This is a genomic window from Chitinophaga sp. NPDC101104 (genome assembly GCF_050277495.1).
Taxonomy (GTDB): domain Bacteria; phylum Bacteroidota; class Bacteroidia; order Chitinophagales; family Chitinophagaceae; genus Chitinophaga.
Genome location: NZ_JBNNSF010000001.1, coordinates 3420463 through 3430298, shown reverse-complemented (window position 1 = coordinate 3430298; position 9836 = coordinate 3420463). Strand labels below are relative to the sequence as shown.

Here is a 9836-nt window from a genome sequence, read left to right as displayed (position 1 = left end):
CTTCTTTTTCTGTAACATTATGTAAGTGGTTACGTTTTAGAGGGATATAATTTCATGCTGTATGAAAATAGCCCCGATCGCCATGCTGCTTGCCGGCGCCACGTTGTTCATGTCGTGGACCTGTTCCAAACCCGGATTCGAACGATCGTCCCGGCCGGCGCGGGTGCTGCGCTTCGAATGCCCGGATACGGTTGCCGCGAATGTTTCCTTTGGTATAACGGTTGCGGCGAGGGTCGCGAATTGCGAGCGGCTGACGATCGCCGCCAATGCCGGCCGCTATGCGCCGGATACGACATGGTTCAGGGTGTTGGCGGAAAAGGAGAACCGGGGCCGGTCGTGCGATACATCGCTGCCGGAGGTTGTCGGTACATTGAACTGGCGGTATAAGTCGCCGGGGAAGCAGTACCTCGTCCTGGAGGCGGGAAACGGGCAACTAATGGATTCCGTATATGTCAAATAAAAATTGCATATTTAGGTAGAATTAATCCTGATGAAGAAAACCTTCCTGCCAGGGCTCGTCGCGGCCTTATTGATGTCCGTTTGGGGATGTGACAAGGAAACAGAAACCGAGCGGGTCGTCCGCCAGCTGGTTGTAACCCGGATGGAAGGGCCAGATACGATCCGTCGCGGCGAAGTGGTAAGCCTGCAGGTGACGGTGCTCGCCGGCGCTTGTGAAGACATCGCCCTGTTGCATTCCATTACCTACGGCGATACGCTGGTCATTTCCAGTTTGGCGGGACGGAACGCCGAAACGCCTGACTGCAGCCAATCGGCAACTCCCCGCAGCCACATGCTTTCCCTGGCCATCGGCGCTCCCGGGCCCAAGTACTTCCGCTTCTACGACGGGTCGGCGGCGGGCCTGATCGATTCGTTATATGTGAAATAGTGCCTGCCGGTAGCGGGCAGACAGCTTTATTCCTTCCGCAGCATGATCACTTCTTCCCGATCCTTCCCAGGTGCGTGTCCTGGAAGCCGGTAGCCAGTTTCAGGCCGTAACCGAACGCACGGTCGAGCGAGGAATGGGCGAATAAGACGATCCCTGCGAACGCCAGGGGCTCGAAAGCGAACCAGGTGCCGGCGAAGTAAGCCAGCAGGGCAACGCCCTTATGATGGAAGAAATTGTAAACCCAGGCGCCGGTGCGCGGGCCGCCCAGGTATCCGAGCATACTCAGGTCGGGCAATAAAAGGCAACCGAAAAACCACCACCACGACAACGTGCACTGTTGTTCGAACATCAGCATGGCGAGCAGGAACATCGCCACTTCCTCCAGTTTTATCAATTTGGACATACTTGTCAGAAATATGCCGCAAAGTTGCGCTTTCTTTCGGAATCCTCACCAAATATTTCCGCATAAAAAAAGCCTCCCGGAACGCCGGGAGGCCTGGTATCGTTGAGACCGGCAAAATCAATACAGCATGCGGGTCTTGATCGTATGGTTGACATCCTTGAGAAGCGAAAACGCTTCCTGGGAAAGCTTGGAATCCACGTCCAGCACCACGTAACCGATCTGGTCGTTGGTCTTGAGGTATTGGCCTACGATGTTGATGTTTTTGGATGACAGCGCGCTGTTGATTTCAGACAGTACGCCCGGCACGTTTTTGTGGATGTGCAGGATGCGATGGGTGTTCTCGATGGCGGGAACGCTCAGTGCCGGCACGGTATGCGAACCGAAGCTGGCGCCTTTTTCGAGGTAATTCAGCATTTTGGAGGACACGTCCAGCCCGATGTTGTGCTGCGCTTCCTCGGTGCTGCCGCCGATGTGCGGGGTGAGGATCACGTTGGCCAAGCCCTGGAGCGGCGTTGTGAAGGCCGCGCCGTTCTTTTCCGGCTCTACCGGGAACACGTCTACCGCTGCGCCGGACAGCTGTCCTTTTTCGAGCGCGTCGCGGAGATCTTCGAGCACCACCACTTCGCCGCGGGCGTAGTTGAGGAAGATCGCGCCTTTTTTGACGTGTTTGAGGGTTTCTTTATTGATCATATCCGCCGTGCTGCGGTTAGACGGTACGTGCAGGGAAATGATATCCGATTGTGAGAACAGTTCTTTGATGGTGCGGATCTGGGTGGCGTTGCCCAGGGGCAGTTTGGTTTCCACGTCGTAATAGAGGACGTTCATGCCCAGTGCTTCCGCGAGCACGCTTACCTGGCTGCCGATGTTGCCGTAGCCGACGATACCGATGGTTTTGCCGCGGAGCTCATAGCTGCCGGTGGCTTCCTTCATCCAGATGCCTTTGTGGGCGGCGGCGTTTTTGTCGGGGATGCGGCGGATGAGGAGGATCGACAGGCCGATCACCAGTTCCGCAACGGAGCGGGTGTTGGAATACGGCGCGTTGAAAACGGCCACACCGTGCTCTGTGGCGCTTTTCAGGTCTACCTGGTTGGTGCCGATACAGAAGCAGCCGATGCCCTGGAGCTTCTTGGCGGCTTCGAGCACTTTGGCGGTTACCTGTGTCTTGGAGCGGATGCCCAGCAGATGGACGTCTTTCACTTCGCGGATCAGGTCCTCTTCGCTGAGGGCTCCCGTGACTTTCCGGGTATTCACATACCCCGCCTCCTTGAACTCTGCCACCGCGGCGTCACTGATGTTTTCCAGCAAAAGGATATTGATCTTCTCTTTTGGGTAACTCGTTAATTTCTTTTGGCTCATGGTGTTGGATATATATCTGCTGATTACAATGCGATGACATTTCCGGTGATGGATTTGTCATCAAAAAGTGGCACAAACTTAGCCTAGTTTGAGTAGAAATCAAATAAAGGCCCTTCGGAATTCGACATTACGCAAAAAAAGCCCCTCTCAATTCGTATTTTTTAAATTATTTTCGCGGATCGTGCCTGTTCGGGCATGAATATTGTTAAGAAATCGATATCAATCAACATATACCAGCAGCATTGAAATGAACGGGTCGAAGGCAATTGTGTTATTAGCCATATCTGGCTTATTTATATATTCCGGTTGCAGCAGCAGCTCCGCCAGCCGGAAAGATGAAAAGAAGGCTCCGGCCAAAACGTCTGAATACACCCTCGGGCTCTCCGAACAAGAGGTACAAGCCATTCTCGCCGATCCCCGTAACAAACGGATCGGCCGGGAAGTGGAAGACCTGATCAGACATCGCCTGCCAGCCTCCTCTTTCAGCGGCGCCGTACTCGTCGCCAAAAAAGGCGTTGTGCTCTACGAACACTACCAGGGCCTCGAAAGCCACGCCACCAAAATCCCGGTATCGGATTCCTCCTCCTTCCAGCTCGCGTCCGTCTCCAAAACCTTCACCGGTATGGCCGTACTGTCGCTCGTGGAAAGAGGGAAATTGTCGCTCGAAGACCCCGTCACCAAATGGTGGCCGGATTTTCCATACCTCGGCGTCACCGTCCGCACCCTGCTCAACCACCGGAGCGGGCTTCCCAATTATCTCTACTTCTGCGACAGCCTGAATAAAGACAAAGCGCATTTTCTCACCAACGAAGAAGTCATCAACCTCATGATCGTCCACAAACCGGCGTCACAATACCAGCCCGACCGGCATTTCAGCTATTGCAACACCAATTATCTCATCCTGTCTGCTATCATCGAAAGAGTGAGCGGCCAGAAATATGCGGATTACCTCCAGCAGACGTTCTTCGGCCCCCTCGAAATGACGCACACTTTCGTGGCAGACCCTACCCTGGCGCCGCGGACGGGTCAAACCGTTTCCCACCTTTCCAACTGGCGTCCGGAAGCGGATAACAGTTTCGACGGCGTTACGGGCGACAAAGGCATTTATTCCACCGTCCGCGATATGCTGAAGTGGGACCAGGCCATCTATTCCGGGAAGCTGTTCAAGCCCGAGACGCTCGCGGAAGCCTACAAGCCGTATTCCAACGAAAAGCCCGGCGTGCGCAACTACGGCCTCGGCTGGCGCCTCATGACGTATCCCGACAGTGCCCGCAAGATCGTGTACCACAACGGCTGGTGGCATGGCAACAATACCGTGTTCTACCGTTTCGTGCAGGACAGTACTACCCTCGTCATCCTCGGCAACCGTTACAACCGCGGCATTTACCAGGCCGTCCGCCCGCTGCGGCAGGTGCTCGGCCATGGCGACGGTGATGAAGCCGGCGAAGAATAAGCCTCCAGTAATTCAAAATAGAGACGCCCCCAAGGTACTTACCTGGGGGCGTTTTCGTGTCTGGCATGGAAATGCCCTACTTAGGCATTTTGTTGGTTATCGAAAAACGGATGTAAGATCAGTTGTTGAGCACCAGTTCCACCACCGGGATTTCCTGGTTGGGCTTGCGTTCCGGGAGCGCGAGCACTACGTCGTCGTTATCGGATTTGTCGAAACGGACTTCCGAATTATCGTGCAGGAACTGGGCGTACTTCACTTTGCCTTTATAGGCCGGCAGCACGAGGGTTTTGCCGTATTCCATGATGTGGACGTACATCCGCTTCGTTTTCGGATTGTACGTGAGCATGGTGCCTGCAGGTGTTTTGAAGCCTTCCGGCGCGAAGGTGCAGTTGTAGATGGCCCTGTTGTTGCTGCGCATCCATTTGCCCATGTTGGCAAGGGCGTCCTGCGCGCGCTCGTCGAATTCACCACGGGCGGTGGGGCCTACGTTCAGCAACAGGTTGCCGCCGTTAGACACGGAACCGATCAGCAGGCGCAGCAGCTCGCGGGTACTTTTCCAGGTATTTTCGTCGCGGTGGTAACCCCAGGAGCCGGAAAAGGTCTGGCAGGTTTCCCAGGCTTTGCCGTGGTACTTGGCCAGTTCTTCCACGCTTACCTGCTCGGGTGTTTCGAAATCCTGTCCGTCGGCATACATCCCCAGGTCGAGGCGGTTATCGACGATGATGCCGGGTTGCAGCTTGCGGATGAGTTTCAGGAGCTCCACGCTGCCCCAGTCGTCTTTCCCTTTGCCGTGCTTGCCGGGATAGGAAAAGTCGAGCCACAGCACGTCGATCTTTCCGTACTTAGTGAGCAGTTCGGTGATCTGGTCGCGCATGTACTGGCGGTACTTGGCCATGTCGCGGTTTTTGTTCAGCACGGCGTACACGGAGTCGGAACCGTCGCGCGGGCGGTGCGGGTGCAGCCCGTCGATGGTGAATTGCGGATGGTGCCAGTCGATCAGCGAATAGTAAAAACCGACTTTCAAGCCTTCTGCCCGGTATGCATCCACGAACTGGCGAACGAGGTCGCGGCGCGCGGGCGTGTTGGTGACTTTATAATCGGTGAATCTGGAATCGAACATGCAGAAGCCTTCGTGGTGCTTGGTGGTGAGCACGGCATACTTCATGCCCGCTGCCTTTGCCTGTTTCGCCCAAAGCTTCGGGTCGAACAGGTCGGGGTTGAACAGGTCGAAATACTTGCGGTAGTCGCCGTCCTGGATCCATTCGTAATGGCGCACCCATTCATGCCTGGCGGGCAGGGCGTACAGCCCCCAGTGGATGAACATCCCGAAGCGGTCGTTCGTCCACCATTCCATACGTTTTTCTTTCTGCGCCGGCGTTTCCCTGCCGATCTGCTGTTGCTGCGCCTGTGCGCCTCCCGCCAGCAGCAGGAGGCACATGGCCGCGTTTCTGAATTGCTGAAACATTGTTCCGGATTAGTTATTGGGTCTGGTAAAGTTTGATCTGTTCGATACGGAGCGTCTGCGCCGTGGGATTGATATAAGTGCCCACGAACCCGAGGCTGACGGTAGTGGGCTGGTTGAGCGTAAAGGTCAGGACGTGGTGCTTGTCGCTGTTATCGCTCAGTTTTTTGGACGTGATGGCCGTGTTGATCTGTTCCACGTCCGGCAATCCGGCGCCCCCGGCCGCAACGGTGAAATACGTGGCTTCCAGGGTGCCGTCGACGTTCTGCTGGAAGGCTTCGAGCCGGAAGGTCCCTTTCGGCAATTGTACCGCCTGCCAGATCTTTCCGTTGATGATCGTGCCGTTACCCCAGATCCAGAGCGTCAGGTAGCGTTTGGCGGCTCCATCGAGCTCATCGGCATTCCCGTTCTTCTTCGCTTCGTCGTTCGATTGCCAGTCTGCCAGAACGGAGAACCGGCTATCGCCGGCATCGCTGCGGAGGAATGGCTTACCTGGATTTTTGATGTAATCGGCGGTAACGTCGAGCTCGCCGATGGTACGCTTGTCGAAAACGGTGAGGAAGGTATCGATGGCCAGGGAATCGGGCAGGTAGCGCGTGCGGTAGCTGAACTCTGAGTTGGGCGCCACTTTCGGCAGAACGGTCACCATTTCCTTGGTCCGGCTGCGGACGATGGTGTCGCGCACCGTGCCGTTCTGATGGGTGTAGCGGATCTGGATGGAATGGATCCCGTCGAGCGTATCCACATCGTTCCAGTGGATGATCACTTTGTCGGACAGCGCTTCAATTTCAGCGAACGCGCGGTTCAGCAGGGAGGTTTCGTACATGGTGCCGTAAGACACGCCGGAGGCGCGGCTGGTGACAGACGGGTTGCCGGCTTTGTCGTAATTCACGACTTCGAATTCGTAGGTGCGCTCGTCGAGCCTGTCTACCACGAACCGCACGGTGTCGATCCCTTTCGTGCGGTTGACGGGCACGGTGGCGGAGTCTCTCCGGTTGTTCCAGTACAGTTTGCTGAAAGCGATTTTCGGGTCGGCGATGAGCAGCCACGATACCTGGACGCGGTTCCGGCCTGCGTGCACGCGCATGGAATCGGCCTTCCCGGTGTAGAGGATCTCCCCTCCTTCCAGGTATTTCTTGTAATCGTCCTGTTTCCGGCAGGCGGCGAAAACGGCCGCTGCGAGGAGTATGATGATGATTGGATTTCGCATGTTGTTCGGTTTTACGGATTACTTGTCATTCCCCCAGAAGCGCATTTCCTGGATGTTGGCGGCATATCCGCCGTCTGTCCAGGTACGGAGGATTTTCACGCGGATGTATCGCACTTTGGGCATGGTGAGCGGCACGTTCATTTGTTCGCCGGCGGCGCCTTTGTCCCGGTCTTCCTGCGAAAGCTGGCCTACCGGCAGGCCGGAGGGTTTGATGAGCGTGTGCTCCAGGAGGCGCGTCCAGCCGTTCCAGCTGCCGTCTGCCGGCGGCGTGGTGGCCATGCCCCAGATCTCGATCTGGCGAACGTTGTTTTGCATGTACAACCATTCGTTGGGCCGCTGCCAGAGGCCGATACGGCTCAGTTGCGCCACTACGCCGAGGTCGAACGTGATCCACATCGGCATGCCGTCCAGCTTGTCGGCGCTATGCCACATGGTGCCGGCCCAGAGGTTGGGGATGGGATAGAATTGCCATCCGTCGGGGATGTCTCCCGGGAGGATGACTTCCCGGAACTTGCTGCGGTCGAGCTGCTTTTCGTACATCGGTACCCAGTCGCCCGTGAGCGTATCGCTGTAATTGCCGTATTGGTCGCGGACGAAAAACCGGAATTCGCGTTTGGTGTCTTCGAATCCGCGGAGCGAGTAATTCGTGCCGACCGATTTGGTGTAGAAGGTGTTGAATTCCTTCATCTTTCCGGTGGAATCTTTTGTCATGGCCACGATGGCGATCTCGGCGCGGGTATCGTTGGTGAAGGAGAGGTTCACGCCGCCGAAGTCTTCGCGTACCTTGAACGTTCTCCGGATCATGAGTACCGGCGGGAGTTTGGGCTCCACTTCCACGTTCACCGGTGCCGATTCCACGGAGCTGCGGGTTACGACGGTGAGTTTGATCTGGTGTTTGAGCGTGTCGCCGAAGCCGTCTACCACGAGGAAGTTGTTGTAGTAGCTGCTTTTCACTTCGCGCGTTTTGCCCGGGCGCATTTCGTAGGTGGCTTTTACGTAGAGCACATCGTTGTCATCGGGCAGGCTATAGGTGATTTTAGCCGATCCGTTGAGGTTTTCGACCAGCACGTTGCTGATGGTGGCCGGGCTGCCGCCTTTGGGGTTCACGGGCTCGTGGGTTTCTTTTCCGCAGGCTGCGGCCAGGAAGGCCGCCGTCAGCAGGATATATGTCATTTTCATGATCTTGCGGTTTGAAGGTTTTACCATCCCGGGTTCTGCACCAGGTTTTCGTTCATGAGGAGATCGTTTTCATAGATCGGCCAGAGGTAATCGCGCATCTGGAAAGACTGGCGCCAGATGAGGCGCGGGCGGTAATAGAATTCCGCTTTTTCCTGGAGCATGTCCCATCCCATGACGGGTTTGTTCAGTTCTTCGGTAGCGGTTTTCCAGCGGCGGAGGTCCCAGAACCGGGCGCCTTCGAATGCGAGCTCGATGAGCCTTTCCTGGTGGATGATGGCGCGGAGGCCTTCTTTGGTGGTATATTTCCCGGGATTGCGGGACCAGTTCGTCCAGGCGTCCTGTACGGTAGGCAGCTTCGCGCGGGCACGAACGCGGTTGATGTATTCGAGCGCCTCGGCAACGGGGCCTTTCGATTCGTTGAGCGCTTCCGCATACATGAGGTAGAGGTCAGACAGCCGCATTTCCGGCCAGGCGTACTGTTCGATATGCACGCTCTGCTCGGCCTGGATCTCGTTTTTCCAGTGGATGAGCTTCTTGGCGTAATAACCGGTTACGTTGTAGTCATAGATGTTTTTCCGGCTTTGCCATTGGCCGAGCTTATTCTCGATATGGAAGGTTTTGTTTTTCATGTACCAAACACCGCCGTCGAAACCCAGGGAAGCATAGAACCGTAATTCGCGGTTGTAATGCAGGCTGGCGGTGGTATATCCTTCCTGGATCAGTTCCTTTTCGGCCGCGGTGGCTTTGCGGAGATTGTACCGGCCCGCATAGTCCCAGTTTTTATCTTCATTGATGGGCACGCCGTGGTCGGTATAGAATTGCTCCGCGATTTTGAGGGTCGGCGCGTAGGATCCCAGCACCTGCTCGTTGGCCAGCCTGTCCGGATCGAGGCGCGGCATGCAGATGCGCTGGATGTTCCATGAAGAGGAGTTCGAATTGCCCCAGATGATTTCGGGGTTCCAGTCTTCGCACACGGCGTTGCGGATGCTCATTTGGGTGGTCATCGTATCGGAAAGCGTGGTGCCGATATCGCTGAAAGTATAGAGCTTGTGCTTGTTCCTGTGCGCATTTTCGATGGCGAGCTTGCAGGCCTCGGCGGCACGGTCCCATTTGGTGGCGTCGTACGTGGTGGAGAAGAGCTTTTCGTTTTCCTTTCCGGGCAGCACGTGATCGGGATTGCCGTTGAAAAGCGGGCTGGCGGCCGTGAGCAGCACGCGGGCGCGGAGGGCCAGTGCGGCGGGCTGCGTGATGCGGCCCAGTTCGGACGACCGGTCCGCGATTTCCGGCGGCAGGTTTTGCGCGGCTTCCAGCATCTGGTTGGAGATGTAGCTGATGACGGAATCCACCGGCGTGCGGCGCACTTTATATTCCTCGTGCGTGGCGGATGTGGGCAGGTTTTTGTCTACCAGCGCAATGGGGCCGTACTGGCGGAACAACAGCCAGTGATAATACGCTTTCAGGAACTTCACCTCCGCGATCCAGCGCATGCGCTCGTAGTCGGGCATGTCTACCACTTTCCCGATGTTTTCAAGGAAAATGTTGCAGTCGCGCAGGGCGCGGTAATTGTTGCCCCAGCCGCTGAGGTAAACCGCGGAGGGCGACATGTACCCCATCGCCAGCTGGAAAGCCCGGTCGTCTATCGCATACGGCCTGATCATCCAGAATTCGTCGCCGCCGGAGATGCCGGGGTTGGTGCTGGGGTCGCTGCTGCGGGGCAGGTAGCTATAGCAGGTGAACAGGTATTTCATGGCCTCCTGCCGGATGGTAAAGGCATTGTCGATCGTAGGCACGTTATCGGGCACTACGTCCAGGAAATTTTTGCAACCGGAGGCAGACAGCATAAGCAGGCAACCGGCGATATATATGAGTTTCTTCATGACATTTCAG

9 protein-coding genes are annotated in these 9836 nt (G+C 56.4%); 3 read left to right on the top strand and 6 right to left on the bottom strand.

Going from position 1 to position 9836, the window contains the following annotated elements; genetic code table 11:
- The first annotated feature begins 61 nt into the window (after positions 1-61).
- On the top strand, positions 62-460 hold the full coding sequence (locus tag ACQKLP_RS13750) for a hypothetical protein (protein ID WP_427323322.1): 399 nt from the start codon (positions 62-64) through the stop codon (positions 458-460).
- Between the two features lie 30 nt (positions 461-490).
- Positions 491-886, top strand: coding sequence for a hypothetical protein (locus ACQKLP_RS13745; protein WP_427323321.1), 396 nt, complete (start codon positions 491-493; stop codon positions 884-886).
- 46 nt (positions 887-932) lie between these two features.
- Here ACQKLP_RS13745 and ACQKLP_RS13740 read toward each other — a convergent pair whose 3' ends face one another.
- Together ACQKLP_RS13740 and serA are read right to left on the bottom strand one after the other, a co-directional pair.
- The gene (locus ACQKLP_RS13740; protein WP_427323320.1) at positions 933-1289 is read right to left on the bottom strand and encodes a DUF4260 domain-containing protein; all 357 of its coding nucleotides are present in this window, start codon (positions 1287-1289) and stop codon (positions 933-935) included.
- 117 nt (positions 1290-1406) lie between these two features.
- On the bottom strand, positions 1407-2645 hold the full coding sequence (gene serA, locus ACQKLP_RS13735; RefSeq protein ID WP_427323319.1) for a phosphoglycerate dehydrogenase: 1239 nt from the start codon (positions 2643-2645) through the stop codon (positions 1407-1409).
- Positions 2646-2913: 268 nt separating this feature from the next.
- Here serA and ACQKLP_RS13730 point away from each other — a divergent pair, with 268 nt between their 5' ends.
- Positions 2914-4098: a serine hydrolase domain-containing protein gene (locus ACQKLP_RS13730; protein WP_427323318.1), complete on the top strand. Its 1185-nt coding sequence runs from the start codon at positions 2914-2916 to the stop codon at positions 4096-4098.
- A gap of 118 nt (positions 4099-4216) precedes the next feature.
- Here the strand turns inward: ACQKLP_RS13730 and ACQKLP_RS13725 are convergent, their stop codons facing one another.
- The 4 genes from ACQKLP_RS13725 to ACQKLP_RS13710 are packed head-to-tail and all read right to left on the bottom strand — an operon-like array spanning position 4217 to position 9826.
- Entirely contained in the window at positions 4217-5563 is a 1347-nt protein-coding gene (locus tag ACQKLP_RS13725; RefSeq protein WP_427323317.1) for an alpha-L-fucosidase, read from the bottom strand.
- A 13-nt stretch (positions 5564-5576) separates the two neighbouring features.
- Positions 5577-6770 (bottom strand): DUF4998 domain-containing protein, encoded by a 1194-nt coding sequence (locus ACQKLP_RS13720; RefSeq protein WP_427323316.1) that lies wholly within the window; start codon positions 6768-6770, stop codon positions 5577-5579.
- A gap of 18 nt (positions 6771-6788) precedes the next feature.
- Positions 6789-7949: a DUF5000 domain-containing lipoprotein gene (locus ACQKLP_RS13715; protein ID WP_427323315.1), complete on the bottom strand. Its 1161-nt coding sequence runs from the start codon at positions 7947-7949 to the stop codon at positions 6789-6791.
- A 20-nt stretch (positions 7950-7969) separates the two neighbouring features.
- Positions 7970-9826, bottom strand: coding sequence for a RagB/SusD family nutrient uptake outer membrane protein (locus tag ACQKLP_RS13710; RefSeq protein ID WP_427323314.1), 1857 nt, complete (start codon positions 9824-9826; stop codon positions 7970-7972).
- Positions 9827-9836 lie beyond the last annotated feature (10 nt).